Raw genomic sequence first — 16,879 nt, forward strand, 5'->3', positions numbered from 1 at the left:
GAGCTTCAAATATGCATTCTCAGCTCTTAACCTTTCCATTTCTTCTTCTAATGTTTCCTTCTTTGGCCTACCCCTTTTTAGTTCAACTGTTCCATGAGTAAGATAGTTGTTAATCCACAAACGAACTCTGTTTTGATCAATGCCTAAAAGAGATGCAATGGTTCGTTTTGGAAGTTGCTCTTCAAAGTAAAGTCTAATGACTTCTTCTTTTAGTTTAGAAGAATACTTCTTAAATTTCTGTCCTTTCTTTGCCAAAGAAAAACACCCCCTCGTTGGTTTTATTTTACCACTTCGGGGGTGCTTTTTTTTATTGTTTCTTTTTTGGGGTTCAGTGCATTAGTGGGGATGTTATTTAAAATAATGTAGGTTGATCGGTTTCATCTATTTAATCAGTTTGTGATTTTGAGTTGTATCCCATAACGGTATTTAAAGCCAAGTTATAAGGTTTTTCATTGATAATACGTTTGCAACATAGAACCTGTGTCTCTATTTGTTTTTTATTATCTCTTGGGCTTTGCTTTTAAGGTTGTAAGTTTTTGTTTAAATGGAGATATGCTTTAAGCATCAAATTAATTGTTGTGATAAATTTTTGGGAATTTTTGAGTATAGATAAAGAAATATGTTAAAATTATACTGAAAGAAAATTACTATGAGGTGGTGAAATTATCAAAAATAATTTCAAAAGAATTGTTATTGAAAATTTTAGAAAATTTAAATTCTTGGTTTTAGAAGACTTATCAAATATAAACATATTTTTTGGAGATAACAACTCTGGAAAGACAACAATTCTAGAAGCCTTGTTTTTGCATTCATCGGGACTTAATATAGGAGCTTTTATTAATGTCGTCTTTCCTGCCAGACAAAAAAACATATTTACTAGTAATTATGAATTTGGCGAAGATTTATTAAACCTTTTTTATAATGGATTTGATTCTAGTGGAGATTTGAAGATTAATATTATATCAATAGATGAGAATGATTCAGAAAATAAGACGGAAATAAAGTTTTTTCCTTCTACTTTTTTGTCGCAGTTAATGGTTGATAATGTTTCTACAAATTATGAAGTAACAGATTTTGTAAATGAAAGTAATAAGATGAAAGAGAATGTAGAACAAGGCTCTTTAGTGTTTTTAGGTAAGATGGAAGTAACAATGAATAATGAAAAAAAATTATACGAATTAACGCTCCCATTGAAAATCGAAAGCTCAAAATATTTAAAATTGGCGGTCTATCATGATATTTTGTCACATCGAAATCCTTCAATTGAAAAAATATTGTATGGTGATCTTAAAAGAAAGGATAAATTAAATGAAACTGTTCAAGAATTACAAAAAGTATTTCCTGAAATAACAGGAATAGATAATATTCCATATCCTGATGGTTCACCTAAAATATATGTACAAACAAAAAATTCAAAATTGCCATTTTCGCTTTTTGGAGATGGTTTTAGAAGATTTTTTTATTTAATTGGAAATATGGAGATGTACAGAAATTCTGTTCATCTGATTGAGGAGATTGACGCTACTTTTCATCCTTCTTCAGTTCCAACTTTGGCAAGATTACTAATTAATTACAGTTTAAATTATTACGAACAAATGTTTTTAACTTCTCATAATCAAGAATTTCTTGAGATATTTTTAAATGCATTTGAAGATAGAAAGGAAATTTTGGAAAATAATATTAGGGTATTTACGTTAAAAGAACTCAATGGGAAACAAAAATTACTAAAATTAAACGGCTTTGATGCTCTTAAATATATCAAAAAATTCAATATGGAGTTGAGATAATGAACGTTCTAGTTGTTTGCGAAGGAAATACCGATGCTACACTATTGGGTTTTTATTTAGAGAGAAAAAGAGATGTTGAATTTAAACCCAAATCTAAGAAAAGTTTCTTTAATATAAATTTAGACTCATATCAAAAGCAAATAAATTTGGCAACTAATGATGTAAGTATAGAGATAATTTCAGTAGGTGGTAAGGCGAAAATCAAAAAGTTTTTAGAAGAAGTAAAGGAATATTTGATAAACATTAGAAATGAAAATGGATTAATCGATAAACTTGTAGTAATTGTTGATAGAGATGATGATACTGAAGAAAGTATAAGAAATCTTCTTGGACCTTTTAGAACTCAAAAAGTTAATCAATGGGAAGAAATATCTTTAAATAATGTTTTATTTGGTGAATTGAAAATAAAAACACTTTTACTTTGCGTGCCTCCTGATAAACCAGGTGCTCTGGAAAGATTTCTAATTGATTCTTTGAAAAAAATGAAAGTTGTGTAGTTGAAAGCATTGAAGAAAATATTAATAATTTGAATATTTTTTGTGGGTTATCATTAAATGAAAGAAAGAAAGATAAAGTTAAACTTGGCTGTATTTTATCTGCTCTTTCTCCAGATTGGAGTCTTGAAAGACTAACCACTAAATTAAAACAAATTGATTGGTCAGAAGTTGACGAGTTTAATGATTTATATAAAATGATATTAGAGTGAAATTTTAATATTAAAGAAAAATCTCCACCATATGGTGGAGATTTGTTTTGCTTAATTATTTAGAACAAAGTTGGTTGATCGGTTTCAGGAAGATGGTCTAAAATATGTAATTTTTTCATTGTTTCTATGTGAGCTTTACTTAATTTTGTCCTTTTTTTAAGGTCTTCTATTGAAGTGAATTTCTTTTCTTTCCTTGCTTCAACAATGGAAAAAGCAACGTTTTCACCAACACCAGGTATTTTGTTAAGAGGAATCCTGAGTCTTCCTTCTTCAATTAAGAATCTTCTGTAATCACTCTTTAAAATATCCGGTGGTAAGAAATGTATCCCCCTGAGATACATTTCAAGAGTTGCTTCAAGTACTTTTTCTTCTCCCCTTTCTTTAATATCTTTTTTCATGTTAACTGATAGTTCCATTATTCTTTTCTTTATAAATTTTGGTCCTTTCAAAATTATATCTAATGGGAATTCCCCCCCTTTTATAGAGAAAAAAGCTGCATAATATGCAAGGGGATGGTGTACTTTAAAGTATGCAATTCTAAATGCCATACTTACATATGCAACAGCGTGTGCTTTGGGAAATAGATATTTTATCTTTTTACAAGATTGGATAAACCATTCTGGTATTTTCTTTTCTTTCATAATTTGTTCGTCATCTTCAGATAATCCTTTACCTTTCCTTACCTTTTCCATAATTTTAAAGGCAGTTGATTCTTCAACACCGTGTTGAATGAGGAAGTTCATAATGTCATCACGACAGGAAATAACCTCCGAAAGAGTTGCTCTTCCAGACCTAATTATTTCCTGTGCGTTGTTTAGCCAAACATCCGTTCCATGGGAAAGTCCTGAGATTCGAACAAGTTCGGCAAATGTTTTTGGTCTTGTTTCTTTCAGCATTTCTTGAACAAAATTTGTGCCAAATTCTGGGATACCTATTGTTCCAACATCTGTACCAAGGTCCGATGCTTTTATTTTTAAAGGTCTAAGAGATGAAAACAAAGCAAGTGTTTCTTTATCATCCATGGGTACTGTAGTTGGATCAATTCCACTGTATTCATACAACAATTTCAACATAGTGGGGTCATCGTGACCTAGCGCATCAAGTTTTACAAGGTCATCGTGTATAGATTCGTATGCAAAGTGTGTTGTACACATATCAGAGTCTTTCTTGTTAGCTGGGAATTGTATTGGCGTAAAATCGTACACCGTCATATCTTTTGGAACGATCATTAGACCACCTGGGTGTTGTCCGGTGGTTCTTTTTACACCAGTTACCATACTGGCTAGTCTTTGTTTTTCAGCGTTATTTAATTTTTCATTTTTTACTTCCATATAACTTTTGACATACCCAATTGCACTTCTATTTGCAATTGTACTTATTGTTCCAGCTCTATACACATGGTCTTTTCCAAAGAGTTCTACAATATAGCTATGTGCTCTATCTTGGTATTCGCCTGAGAAATTTAAATCGATATCGGGCACTTTATCCCCTTTAAAACCCATAAATGTTTCAAATGGAATATCCTGCCCCGTTTTGATTAATTTTGTTCCGCATTTTGGGCATATTTTGTCAGCTAAATCATATCCTGAACCAACTTCTTCAGAAAATTCCACATATTTACAATGTGGACATAGGTAATGAGGTGGTAATGGGTTAACCTCAGTTATACCCATAAGGTAGGCGACAAATGATGAACCAACAGAACCACGTGAGCCAACTACGTATCCATCTTCATTTGCTTTTTTAACTATAAGGTGAGCTATTTCGTACAACACAGAATAACCATTTTCAATTATACTTTTAAGTTCTTTCTCAAGCCTCGTTTGAATTAGTTCTGGTAGAGGATCGCCGTATAGTTCTTTTGCCTTTGTAATTGAAAGGTTTTTAACTTTTTCATCTGAACCTTCAATTACAGGTGGATGAAGTTTCTTTTTAACTGGTACAACTTCTTCTATCATCTCTGCAACTTTGTTTGGCCCATCTATTACAATTTCTCTTGCAATTTTCTCATCTTCAAATATTTCCATAGCTGCAGTAAGCATTTCATCAGTTGTTCTAAGATAATATCTTGCATTTTTGTCTCTTAAATCTTCATCATTTGGATTACTATTTTCCTTTGGTGCAAGAAGCACATGTCTTGCTTTTATATCTTCTGGCTCGATAAAGTGTGCGTTGCTCACCATTACAACTGGAAGATTTAGTTTTTTGGCAAGGGTATATAACCTTTTAAATATTTCTTTCGCTTGTTCTTTTTCAACAGTTGAAATAGTATCGAGGGGAAATATTTCAACGTAATCATAATCTTTTAAAAGTTCAATAATCTCCTCATCTGTTGCTGCCCCCGTTAGCATATTAAATATTTCACCATTTTCACAACCGGTACCAAAAAGAAGTCCATCTTTGTATGTTTTTAAAATACTTTTTGGAACAAATGGAACATATTTAAAGTATTTTATGTGGGCATCCGATACTAGTTTGTATAGGTTCTTTAGACCATCTTTGTTTTTAACAAGGATGGTTAAATGATTAAATACTCTTTTTGTTCTTATACTTGATGCGGAAATTTTTGATTTTAAATTATTTATCTGTGTAAGAGTTCTAATTCCTTGTTTTTTAACAATGTTAATCAATTTATCAAACACTTCTGCAGTTACGGCAGCATCTTCGTATGCCCTATGGTGTTCAAATGGACCAACTCCAAAGTATTCCACCAATTTACTAAGTCCATATGATTTTATTTTGTGCTTTAGTACTGCTTTTGAAAGTTTAAGGGTATCAATGTATGTAAAATCAAATTCTTTACCATACAGTTTTCTTGTAATTTCTCTTATAAAGCCAAAATCAAAGTCTGCATTATGTGCAACAAGAACTGTATCTTTTATAAATTCAAAAAATTCAGGAAGAACTTCCTCAATTTTTCTAGCATTTTCAACCATATCATCTGTTATACCTGTAAGGTTCTGAGTAAATGTATTTATACTTTTTGTTGGTTTTACAAAAGATTGATATGTATCAATTACTTTTCCTTTCTTTACTTTTACAGCACCAATTTCGATTATTTCATCAAATTTTGCGTTTGTTCCCGTTGTTTCAAGGTCAAAAACTGTATATGTTACATCGTCTATGTTTTTATCATCAAAGATATTTTTTACTATGTCTCCCTCTTCACTTAAAAAATACATTTCGGTTCCAAAAATGGGTTTTATTCCATTTGAAGTAGCTTCTTGATATAGATACGGTATAGCTTGGACATTTCCGTGATCCGTTATTGCTACAGCTTTCCATCCCCATTCTTTTGCCTTTTTCACGTATTCTTTTATATCGATTATGGCGTCTAAATCGCTCATTTTTGAATGAGCGTGAAGCTCTATTCTTTTTTCTTCTGCTTCATCGTTTCTTTCAAGTGGTTCTGGGTCTTCAAAGATGTCTTTTACTGCGAAATAAAACTCTCCATTTTTATCAACCGCCATGGAACCTTTGAAGTAATACCATTTACCAAGTTCTATTTTGTCTGTATATTCTCCTACATTTTCAAATACTTTACATGTGATGGAATCTTTTCTATCAGTAACGTAAATTGTAAGTATCTGTTTTCCATATTCAGATACTTCAAATTCGAATACTTTTCCCCTGAGAAGAGTATTTTTTGCACTGAGGTTGATGTTGGAAGGGAAATAGTACTTACTGTTGTTTTTCATCTTTTTCAATGGGTTTTTCTCGTTGGAATTTAATGTGATTTTTGGAGTATTTATAAGTTCATCTTCAATTAGCTCAAATTCAACTTTCTTGTTTGTGATTTTTTCAACGTACTTTATCTTTTTTTCAATCTTTTTAGCAGCAAATTCACTGAATGTTTTGACAATGATGGTGTCATTTAAGATTTCAATATCTTTAACGTACGGTGCATTACCGTTGAAGATATTTAAAATATCTTCTTTTTCAATGTTTTTGGAGGTAAATTCTATGCGTACATTAACTCCAAAGAACATTTTTAGTTTTTCTTCAAGTAATTTTATAACCGGGTCATTAGAGACTGTTGATATGTAAAAGATGAGAAATTTGTTTTCAGAATCGTATATTATTTCATTTATTTCACCTGGAAGGTCTATGTTGAAATAATCTGAAATTTTGGAGATTGGAAAGTTTAAGTTTGAAAACTTATACTTCATTTATTTTCCCCCTTAATATGCTTTTTCTACGGCATAGCACCAGGCTACAGCAAGGGCATCAGCAGCATCATCTGGTTTTGGTACTTCATCAAGTGCAAGGAGTATTTTCATCATTTTCTGTACTTGTTTTTTATCTGCCCTTCCATATCCTGTTACGTTGTTTTTTACCTGGTACGGAGTAAATTCTTTAAGTGGTATATTTTTTTGAGATATTGCAAGAAGAATAACTCCCCTTGCTTCTCCGACGTGGATTGCAGTTTTTGAGTTATTGTAGAAAAAAAGACTTTCAATAGCACAAACATCTGGGGAATATTTGTCAATAAGTTTTACAAATTCAGTATATATATATCCCAACCTATCGGGCATTTCAATATCTTTTGTTGTTGTAATTACCCCATGTGTAATGTGCTTTATCTTGTTTCCATTTTTTTCTAATACACCGTACCCCAGTATACCATATCCAGGGTCAACACCAAGTATAGTCATATTTTTTCCTCCATGACATATATTATACAATCTTACTATTACCTTGTAATTAATAAGGGGTAATAAATTCTAAAAAATTAGTACTTGACGGAGGAGATATAAACTACAAGTACAATTAATACAGCAATACTTGCTGACAACATCATGAACATGATGTTGTTACCAAATATAGCTGAATAGCCACTTGTTAGGAAACTACCAATCGCCCAGGAAAATCCCATGGAGATGGAGGAAGCAAGAGCCTTGTTGTTGGGGAGAAGCTTTTGCGCTGTTACTATATTGGAAGACATTGTAAAGAAGCTAAAACCATCGAATAAGATAAATGACAAAATTTTAAATGGGATGCTCGGTACAAAGACAAACAAAAGTCCAAAGATACCCATTCCGAGAAAACCGATGGAATTAGTTATCTTTGAATTTGTTTTTTCAAGAACAGTTGTTCCAAGGTAGTTTGTAAAGACGCCAAGTAGCATACCAGCAGTTAATACAGAACCACCTATTACAAGGGAATTTCCAGCTTCATTCATATATATTGGAATATATGTATGAAAGATGTTCATTGAAAAGCTTCTTGTTGTAACAATTAGAAATACTGGAAAAAGCTTTAATATATCTAATTTTAAAGAAAGTTTTCTTGTAGGAATTGTTTCTTTTCTGTATGATAAAAGGCTTTTTGAAAAAAGGAGTATAAAAATAGTGACAATAACTGTTATATAGTACAATTTTTCAATACCAACTAACTTTTGATAAGCTGTAATAAATACTGGTGCTATACCAGCACCGAGTGTTCCTGCAACGGAAAACAAAGCAATATGTTTTCCTTTTTGGCTTTTCCCAGCAAATCCAGCAGTTACTGGGTGAAATGCAGAATTTAAAATTCTAACAATTGCAACAAGAGCTATGAAAATTATAAATGAATTGACAAAACCAAGGAAGGTTATAAAGAAGATTTCTAAAAGGACAATTGTAGTTATGTATAACCCATCTCTGCTTTTTTTATCAAAATATGCGCCAAAGAAAACTTGAACAAGTGATGTTAAACCACCAATTAAGGCAATAGAACTTGCAAAAGTTCTGTTGTCTATATTAAATTTATCAATAAAGTAAGGTGCAAGTGGTTTTATAAACGCGTTAAAAAAATCAGCAATGAAATGGAAAAAAGGAGCTATTAATTCCATACAATACCCCCATTATTTATTTTTCATTCAATTATATCAACTTATGTAAAATATGTCCATATATTTCGCATTGCTAATAAAATTGTATCACAAAAAATGAAAAAATAAAATGTTTATAAAAAATAAGGAGTTAAAGAATTATTTCGCCGTGGTATGTGATTGATTTGGATTATTTTTGATGCTTGATTAATAGATGTGTAGTAATGAATTTCTTTTATTTTTAAGATTTTAAAATTGTTGGTATGTTAGTAAAAAATGGCCGAGATTCTCGGCCATTTTTAATTACTTTAATTGTTTTTAATCGTATTCGCCGTGTACTTTCACAAAGTATTCTGTGTGAACATCATCAGCTGAAATATAATCCATACATAGAGGAGTAAAAGGATTATCCCCACAATGTGGCGGTTTTCTGTTGTATTTTAATATGGAAATTAGTTTATATCTAATGAACGATAGGATGAACAATCTTTCGTCTCCTCTACCATCGAATTTAGCTAAACCTGTTAAAAGTATGTACCATACAGTTTGTTCTAAATCTTCATATGAATAAACTTTGTTTTTGTACATTTTAAAATATCTTCCTGTGATGTTTTTGACTTCATTTTTGTAAGTTTGATAAATTCCCAAAATAATAACCCCCTTATTTTATACATACGTATACTTTAGTGATATATGTTAAAAATGGAGGAGGAGTTATCCTCCTCCTCCAAAAGGTTAAAACATAACTGTTGCAAGGTAATCTATCGCTGGTGAAAGGATAATTTCCAAAAATTCTCTTGGAATTTCAATATTTAAATCATCTAAAATACAATCAACAAGTTCGATCACTTCTTTTTTCTTATTTTCACCTTCTCCAGGTCTTTCCACGAGCTCCATGAAAAGGCGAATTATATTCCACAGCATATTTTTACCTTCCTTCTAATTGAATTTTTTCTTACTGAATAAGGTCAAGCAAAACATTTGTATTTGTTTCAACAACTTTTGCTTCATCAAACACATATCCTACTGGTACAAGTCCATTGTCTATTAATACCTGTGCATCTGCTTCAAGAGTAGCTGAATCAATGTTTGCAATTGGTTCAGAAAGATTAATTCTAATAGCAGTTCCATCGGTTTGGTTTCTAAATACCAAAGTAAGTCTTTTCATGTTTTATCCCCCTTTAGGTTTTTTTGAAATACTTTCATGGTGATATAATAAGTTATATAACAGCTTCATATGTAATTACTTGAGCAGTATCTACAGAATATGTAGTATACTTTTCAAGTGTTTGTGCAACAACTAATGCTTTTGCAACATCAATAGTGTCTTCTACGTTTAAAGTTTGCCTTTTGAAAACTGGATCACCGTTTACATCGGTACCAACAAGCCACTTAAGAGAAAGTCTTTTCATGTAAATCCACCTCCAAAAAATTTTTTACACACATTAACCGGTTTTTTGCGTGCATATAAATATATCTACGTGAGATTGAAAAGTTAACAGAATTGTTCGCATTTTCGATATATTGTAACAAAATATCACAAAAAATATTAACGTTAATTGCGTATTAATACTAGTAGATTTGAAGATATTTGCTATGAATTTGTCAAGATACCCAATATTAAAACTTTAGAAAGGTTATATTAATATAAAGATTGTAAGAAATTTTGGAATAACTATAAAAAAATACTTTTAAGTTAAAATGTTTGTCAACTTTCAATATTACCAGAATATTAACAATTGTCAAATAAACAATTAAATATATTCATTGATTAGGTTAAATGAGAAATAGTGGGTCAAAATATTCGTTTATTTTCTATATATTTTGAATGGTGAAATGTAAATTTTTTTAAAATATATTGACACAAATATTTTTATAGGGTATAATATTTTTCGTAAATTACGGTTGTGTATCATATTTCTTACAATATATTAAAAACAAACAAAGGTTGTCGGGGAGTAACAATGAAAGAGGTAAATCTGAGAATTCAGGTGTGAATAATACAGAAGCCTTGGATACGCAAATATATGTTGCTGTATTTATTGAAACCATTAAGTATCTTGGATAATGAGGATCGACTTTCGACAAGATTATATTTATCTAAACTGACTTGCAGGTGTTTGACATTATTAGATAATAACTTAATAACTTACGGATTACTTGATGACAATCATTAATTTCTTTGGGGGAAGATGAATGAAAATAATAAGGATAATCAACTTTATTGATATTTTCATTATTTTTATATTAAATTACTTTATATTCTCATCTGTTTTCATATCCGTTTTTCTTTCTGTTATAATATGGTTAGGAATATATGCTTTTAGGGTATACGACCACGAATATCTAAAAGATTATCATGAACAACTGATAAGGGTCTTTGCAGGAGTAATGATAGGCTTTATTGGAATATTAATATTTTATCCATTGATGGATAAAATATTAAACCGCTGGTTTTTCATATACAACGCCCTTTTTTTAATTACAACAATTCCTATTTTACACAAAATAGAATTCTTTCTTTTAATGAAAAATATTCCACAAAAAAGATACCTTGTAATAGGGGAAAAGGAAGAATTAAAAGATATACTAAACGAGATTGAAAGAAAATCACAAGGTAAAGTCAAATTTGCAGAATTTTTAAACCCATCTCCAACAGCACTTAAAGCCAAGATAAAACAGTATGATGCAATCCTTATTGCCGATCAAGAACTTGAAAGATATGTAAAAGAGCAGTTAACCGAGCTAAAGGAAAAATATGAAATAGAATACCTTCCAAACCTTGCAGAGAATATTTTAAAAAGAATACCAATAAAGGTTGCAATAAAATTTAAAGAGTACTATGAAATAGCTTTTCAAAGTACAAAAGAATCACCAGCAAAAAGATTACTTGATATATTTGTTTCAATACTTGGGTTAATATTATTTTCTCCATTTATGCTTATAACGGCAATTGCCATACTTATTGAAGACGGAAGGCCAGTTATTTTTAAGCAATTGAGGGTTGGAAAAGACAACAAGCATTTTACATTAATAAAATTCAGAAGCATGAAAAAACATATTGAAAGTAAAGCAAAATTTGCAGACCAGGAGCAAAATAGGATATTAAAAATAGGGAAATTAATAAGACCGGTTAGAATAGATGAATCTTTGCAGTTTATAAATATACTAAAAGGTGATATGAGTATCGTAGGACCAAGACCAGAACAAATACCATTTGTCAGGCAATTTGAAAAAGAAATAGAATTTTATTCTCAAAGGCATAACGTAAAGCCAGGGCTTACAGGTTGGGCACAGATAATGTATAAATATGCATCCGATTTAAATGAAGTGAAAAAAAAGCTTAGCTATGACTTATGGTATGTGAAAAATAGAAACATATTTCTTGATTTAAAAATAATTCTTCAAACACTTGAAGTTATTTTCTGGAAGAGGGGAGCGAAGTGAGTGAAAAAAAAAGTATTGATATTTTCAACAAGATTACCCTATCCACCAACTGCCGGTTTCAGAAAGAGAATACTAAAGTTTTCAGAATTTCTTTCAAATATGGGGCTTCAAGTAGATCTTTCTTTTATTCATAGTGATAGTTTAGATAATCAACTAATTAAAAAAGTAAAAAAGTTATATGATAATATATTTCCGTTTTATTTAACCAATTTTCAAAAAATTTCCGGAATGTCAAAAGCTGTTTTTAAAAATGAACCTTTACAAAGTCATCTATATTATTCAGGGAGAATTGCTCAAAAATTATCTGAAATAATTTCTAAGAACCATTACAACTTAATTTTATGGAATCATATTAGAGCCCATGAATATAGAAAACATATTTTTAATGATTTTTCGGTCCATTTGATAGATTATCATGATTCTTTAGCTTATCACTATTTGATTGGAAATAATAAAATTGGTAACTTTCTTTGGAAATCAATTTACAAAATGGAAGGTAAAAGACTTTTGGAATATGAAAAAAATATTCTTAACGATTATAAAATGGCATTTATCACATCCGTTATCGATAAGTATTTCATAGAACCAGATGATAATAAAATAAAGATTATCCCTATGGGAGTTTCGCGAGCACTATTAGGAATGGAAAATGATGAATCTGATGAAAATATAATTACTTTTATTGGAAAAATGGATTATTTACCAAATGTAGATGCTGTTGTTTATTTTACAAAGGAAATACTTCCAGAAATTGATTATGATGTAAAATTATATATTATTGGAACGAATCCAAATAAAGCAGTTTTGAATTTACAAAAAAAGTATTCCAATGTTTTTGTTACAGGTTATATAGAAAATCCTTATAAATTGATGGCCAGATCCAAAATAGTAATTGCACCTATTCGAATAGGTGCAGGAATTCAAAATAAGATTTTAGAAGGTATGGCACTTGGAAAGCCTGTTGTGACTTTTAAAGAACGTATTAAAGCTTTTGAAAATATTAAAAATTTTCAGGATGTTTTTGCTGTTAATTCTTCAGAAGAATTTGTGGAGGCTATAAATTCCTTGCTAAAAAATAAAACTCTGAGATTAGAAATAGGTAAAAATGCTAGAAATTACATAAAAGAAAATTATACTTGGAAAAAAATTGAAAATAAATTTAGAAATTATATATATGAAGTAATTGAATAGTAAATAAAAGAAGGAGTGAAAAAGTGATTATTCGCTCACGAGTTCCATTAAGAATAAGTTTTAGTGGGGGAGGGACGGATGTTTCACCGTATTGTGATGAATATGGTGGAATGGTGTTAAATGCAACTATTGATAGATATGCGACTATAACGCTTATTCCTAAAAATGATAAAAATATGGTTATAAAAAGTGTTGATTATGATTTAACAGTTAAGTATGATGTGGACGAAAATTTGGCTTACGATGGACAACTTGATTTGATTAAAGGAGTGATTAATCATTTTAAAGGTAAAAATGAAATTCCCTCTGGTTTCGAAATTTATATACACAACGATGCTCCTCCTGGTTCTGGTTTAGGTTCATCATCAGCTGTTTGTGTAGCGTTAATTGGAGCGTTTAAAGAATGGTTAAATTTACCTCTAACACCTTATGATATAGCAGAATTGGCATTTAAAATTGAAAGAATTGAGCTTGGTATAAAAGGTGGAAGACAAGATCAGTATGCTACGGCATTTGGAGGATTTAACTTTATGGAATTCTATGATAATCGAACAATTGTAAATCCATTAAAATTAAGTGAGAATATAATAAATGAACTACATTATAGCTTAATTCTTGCGTATATTGGTGGCAGTCACGATAGTTCTAAGATTTTATCAAGACAAATCAAAAATGTTAAAACTAAGAATAAAGAATCACTACAATCGCTTCATAATTTAAAAGAACTTGCTATTAATATGAAGAATGCACTTGTTATGGGGAAACTTGGTAAGTTTGGTTTGTATCTTGATGAAGCGTGGAACTATAAGAAAAAAATGGCTGAAGGTATAACTAATGAAAAAATTGATAATATTTATTTAGAAGTTAAAAATGCAGGTGCTCTGGGAGGGAAAATTTCTGGAGCTGGTGGAGGAGGATTTATGTTTTTCTTCACAGAACTTGATAGAAGGTATGATGTTATAAAAAAGTTAAAAGAACTTGGTGCTCAAGTAATTAATTATTCATTTGAAGATAAAGGTTTGAGAACTTGGAAGGTTGAAAAATAAGGAGTGAATAAGGTGGAAAAAGTAGAGCATAGAATAATAGAAAGTATAGAAGTAAAAGATAAAATTTTACATGACAAAGGTTTTATTTTTAAAATAGAGAAGGCTGCAGAAAGAATAACAAAATCATTAAGAAATAATGGGAAAGTGTTTTTTTGTGGAAATGGTGGAAGTGCAGCTGATGCACAACATTTGGCAGCAGAACTAATGGGAAAATTTTATTTAAATAGATCACCACTTCAAGCAGTTTCTTTGACAACTAATACATCAGTGTTAACTGCTATTGGGAATGATTTTTCATATGATGAAGTTTTTGTAAGACAATTAAAAGGTTTAGGGGAAAAAGGGGATATATTAGTTGGGATAAGTACAAGCGGAAATTCAAAAAATGTGGTTGAAGCGATGAAGTTTGCAAAAGAAAATGGTATTTTTACTATTGGATTGACCGGTAAAACAGGAGGAAAGATGGCAGAATTTTCTGATATATTGTTAAATGTCCCTTCAAGCGATACCCCGCGTATTCAGGAAGCACATATAATGATTGGTCACATAATATGTGAAATAATTGAAGATGAATTATTTGGAGGTATTAAGGAGTGATAAAACAAGCAGTTATTTTAGCTGGAGGATTGGGGACTCGTTTAAGAAGTATTGTAAAAGATGTACCTAAACCAATGGCAAAGATTGGTAAAAGACCATTTTTGGAATATCAAATTTATCTTTTAAAAAAAGTTGGAATAACCAACATACTTATACTAATAGGATATAAAGGTTCTATTATAAAGGACTACTTTAAAGATGGAAGAGAATTTGGAATAAGTATTACATATTCTGAAGAAAAAGAGCCTTTAGGAACAGGTGGAGCTGTTATAAGTGCTTGGGATAAACTTGAAGATGAATTTTTGATATTAAATGGTGATACTTTTTTTGATATAGAATATGATTTACTCTTTGATTTTGTTGATGAAAAATCTCCAGAGGCACTAATAGTTTTGAGATATACTAAAGATTTGTCAAGGTATGGATTTGTAGAAATTGATGATTTATATTATGTTGAAAAGTTTATTGAAAAAGGGACACTTCCGTCAAATAGAGTAGATGGATACATAAATGGAGGAATATATTATTTTAAAAAGAAAACGTTAGAGAAGTATTTAAATAAATTTAAGAGAAATAATTTTATTTCATTGGAAAAGGAAATATTTCCCGACTTGGTAAATTCTAAAAAACTTTTTGGAATCCCAATGGGAGGAAAATTCATTGACATAGGAATACCAAAGGATTATGAAAAAGCACAAAATGAGATTCCTAATTGTATTAAGCAAAAAAGAAAGCCTGCATTGTTTTTGGATAGAGATGGAGTTATAATTGAAGATACAGGTTATCCACACGGAACAAATTTGAACTTTATTGAAAAAACATTTGATCTAGTGAAACAGGCCAACAAAGAAGAAAAATTTGCAATTGTGATTTCAAATCAAGCAGGAGTAGCAAGGGGAAAATTTAGTGAAGATGAAGTAATAAGAACAAATAACTATATAAAGGAAGTGTACGAAGAAAAAGGGCTCAAAATAGATGCTTTTTATTATTGTCCTTATCATATTGATGGTATTATCCCTAATTATAAAAAAATATCTTTGGCAAGAAAACCTGAACCTGGGATGATTTTACAAGCAAGTGAAGATTTTAGAATAAGAATTAAAAAATCTATAATGATTGGCGACAAAGAAAGTGATAAAATAGAATTATGGGGATTAAATTCTATAATAATGTCTGGTAAAAAATTATTTAAATAAAAATGTTTTCAGGAATGATTTTTGTTAATAATAGAATCTTACAAATATAATATTACAAATGCAGCAAAACATTTAAACTATTGCGAGGAGGTACAATGAAAGATAATAATATAGGTATATGTATTTTGAATTTTAACTCATCTAATGATTTAGAGAGACTTTTAAAGGAATTTGTTCGTGATAATATAAAATTTCCTATAGTGGTAGTTGATAATTCGAATAATGAAAAAGAGATATTGTTAGTAAAGCAATTAATTAAAAATTTTTTGGGTACTTTAAATATCGTATATATCCTATCAAAAAAAAATTTGGGTTATTTTAAAGGAAATTTTATAGGTGTAAGTTATTTAAAACAACATTTTAAAATTAATAAAGTATTGATTTTGAATCCTGATGTAAGTTCTCAAAATTGGTGTAATTTAGTAGAAAACTTGTTGTTATTTTTAAAAAACGATAATGATTTTTTGGTTGGGCCAAAGATTATTAATTCAAGTAGGTATCCTTCTACACCTTTGCTTTACATGGCTCCATTTGTTAATGTGATTTACAACATTGCGTATCCTTTTAGTTATTTTGTTTATAAGGAAATCCAAAGAAAAAAAGCTTTAGGTTCTTCAAAGAAAGTGTTTGCAATAGAAGGCTCTGTTATGTTAGTAAATAGTAATAAGTTTATTGAAATATATAAATATTTCAAAAATGTATTTTTATACGAAGAAGAAAGAATAATGGGATTGTTAGCAAAAAAATACCAGTGGAATATATATTACGTTCCTTTTATTGAGGTTCTTCATTACCATAAACCATTGGAAAAGAATATAAACAATATACCATATTTTATTAAAAGTAACTTGGAGATAATAAGACTTTTTTACAAGGATAGTTTTTGGCGAGAATCTTTAATTCTAACATTAAGATATAGATATTTTATAAAAAAAACTATAGTTAGAATGTTAAATGGTGTAAATTATTTAGGAAATTTTTTTTGGAGTTTTTTTGAAAAAATTATGAAAAAGAATTGATATTTTGTTGAGTTGAAAAATTTCATTGTGAAATAAAAAAATATATAAATTTTATTAAAAATCGATTAGTTTTAACTA

Annotated in this window: 17 protein-coding genes; 9 read left to right on the forward strand and 8 right to left on the reverse strand. The window is 29.8% G+C overall.

What is annotated here, in order from left to right; all coding sequences use genetic code 11:
• A partial coding sequence (locus BUB65_RS02295) for a transposase (RefSeq protein WP_143606643.1) occupies positions 1-255 on the reverse strand: 255 nt, incomplete at its 3' end.
• 437 nt (positions 256-692) lie between these two features.
• Between BUB65_RS02295 and BUB65_RS02300 the strand changes: the two genes are divergently transcribed.
• Genes BUB65_RS02300 through BUB65_RS02310 form a run of 3 tightly spaced genes read left to right on the forward strand, consistent with a single transcriptional unit; the run spans position 693 to position 2,493 of the window.
• Positions 693-1,787 carry an AAA family ATPase gene (locus BUB65_RS02300; protein WP_268807472.1) on the forward strand — a complete coding sequence of 365 codons (1,095 nt, stop codon included), beginning with the start codon at positions 693-695 and terminating at the stop codon, positions 1,785-1,787.
• Positions 1,787-2,284: a hypothetical protein gene (locus tag BUB65_RS02305; protein ID WP_073071780.1), complete on the forward strand. Its 498-nt coding sequence runs from the start codon at positions 1,787-1,789 to the stop codon at positions 2,282-2,284. The genes BUB65_RS02300 and BUB65_RS02305 overlap by 1 nt, the downstream gene beginning before the upstream one ends.
• Positions 2,285-2,313: 29 nt before the next feature.
• Positions 2,314-2,493 carry a hypothetical protein gene (locus BUB65_RS02310; protein ID WP_073071782.1) on the forward strand — a complete coding sequence of 60 codons (180 nt, stop codon included), beginning with the start codon at positions 2,314-2,316 and terminating at the stop codon, positions 2,491-2,493.
• A 59-nt stretch (positions 2,494-2,552) separates the two neighbouring features.
• On the opposite strand, the gene BUB65_RS02315 is transcribed toward BUB65_RS02310, so the two are convergent.
• The 7 genes from BUB65_RS02315 to BUB65_RS02345 form a co-directional block, all read right to left on the reverse strand.
• On the reverse strand, positions 2,553-6,662 hold the full coding sequence (locus tag BUB65_RS02315) for a PolC-type DNA polymerase III (protein WP_073071784.1): 4,110 nt from the start codon (positions 6,660-6,662) through the stop codon (positions 2,553-2,555).
• A 12-nt stretch (positions 6,663-6,674) separates the two neighbouring features.
• Positions 6,675-7,148: a crossover junction endodeoxyribonuclease RuvC gene (gene ruvC / locus BUB65_RS02320; RefSeq protein WP_073071786.1), complete on the reverse strand. Its 474-nt coding sequence runs from the start codon at positions 7,146-7,148 to the stop codon at positions 6,675-6,677.
• 77 nt (positions 7,149-7,225) lie between these two features.
• Positions 7,226-8,326, reverse strand: a complete 1,101-nt coding sequence (locus BUB65_RS02325; protein ID WP_073071789.1) for an MFS transporter — start codon at positions 8,324-8,326, stop codon at positions 7,226-7,228.
• Between the two features lie 297 nt (positions 8,327-8,623).
• A complete protein-coding gene (locus BUB65_RS02330) occupies positions 8,624-8,953 on the reverse strand; it encodes a sigma factor (RefSeq protein ID WP_073071791.1) in 330 nt (109 codons plus the stop codon).
• 87 nt (positions 8,954-9,040) lie between these two features.
• Positions 9,041-9,229 (reverse strand): hypothetical protein, encoded by a 189-nt coding sequence (locus BUB65_RS02335; protein ID WP_073071793.1) that lies wholly within the window; start codon positions 9,227-9,229, stop codon positions 9,041-9,043.
• Positions 9,230-9,260: 31 nt separating this feature from the next.
• Positions 9,261-9,473, reverse strand: coding sequence for a DUF2922 family protein (locus BUB65_RS02340; protein ID WP_073071795.1), 213 nt, complete (start codon positions 9,471-9,473; stop codon positions 9,261-9,263).
• A 52-nt stretch (positions 9,474-9,525) separates the two neighbouring features.
• The gene (locus BUB65_RS02345; protein ID WP_073071798.1) at positions 9,526-9,717 is read right to left on the reverse strand and encodes a DUF1659 domain-containing protein; all 192 of its coding nucleotides are present in this window, start codon (positions 9,715-9,717) and stop codon (positions 9,526-9,528) included.
• Positions 9,718-10,501: 784 nt separating this feature from the next.
• On the opposite strand from BUB65_RS02345, the gene BUB65_RS02350 reads away from it, so the two are divergent.
• The 6 genes from BUB65_RS02350 (at position 10,502) to BUB65_RS02375 (ending at position 16,801) form a co-directional block, all read left to right on the forward strand.
• Complete coding sequence (locus BUB65_RS02350) at positions 10,502-11,752, forward strand: sugar transferase (protein ID WP_073071800.1); 1,251 nt, start codon at positions 10,502-10,504, stop codon at positions 11,750-11,752.
• Positions 11,753-12,943, forward strand: a complete 1,191-nt coding sequence (locus BUB65_RS02355) for a glycosyltransferase (protein WP_073071803.1) — start codon at positions 11,753-11,755, stop codon at positions 12,941-12,943.
• A gap of 23 nt (positions 12,944-12,966) precedes the next feature.
• Positions 12,967-13,989: a GHMP family kinase ATP-binding protein gene (locus BUB65_RS02360; RefSeq protein WP_073071806.1), complete on the forward strand. Its 1,023-nt coding sequence runs from the start codon at positions 12,967-12,969 to the stop codon at positions 13,987-13,989.
• Positions 13,990-14,001: 12 nt separating this feature from the next.
• Entirely contained in the window at positions 14,002-14,586 is a 585-nt protein-coding gene (gmhA, locus tag BUB65_RS02365) for a D-sedoheptulose 7-phosphate isomerase (protein WP_073071808.1), read from the forward strand.
• Entirely contained in the window at positions 14,583-15,782 is a 1,200-nt protein-coding gene (locus BUB65_RS02370; protein ID WP_073071810.1) for an HAD-IIIA family hydrolase, read from the forward strand. Before gmhA ends, BUB65_RS02370 begins: the two co-directional genes overlap by 4 nt.
• Positions 15,783-15,877: 95 nt before the next feature.
• Positions 15,878-16,801: a glycosyltransferase family protein gene (locus BUB65_RS02375; RefSeq protein ID WP_073071813.1), complete on the forward strand. Its 924-nt coding sequence runs from the start codon at positions 15,878-15,880 to the stop codon at positions 16,799-16,801.
• Positions 16,802-16,879: the final 78 nt, after the last annotated feature.

Source organism: Thermosipho atlanticus DSM 15807 (assembly GCF_900129985.1).
Taxonomy (GTDB): domain Bacteria; phylum Thermotogota; class Thermotogae; order Thermotogales; family Fervidobacteriaceae; genus Thermosipho_A; species Thermosipho_A atlanticus.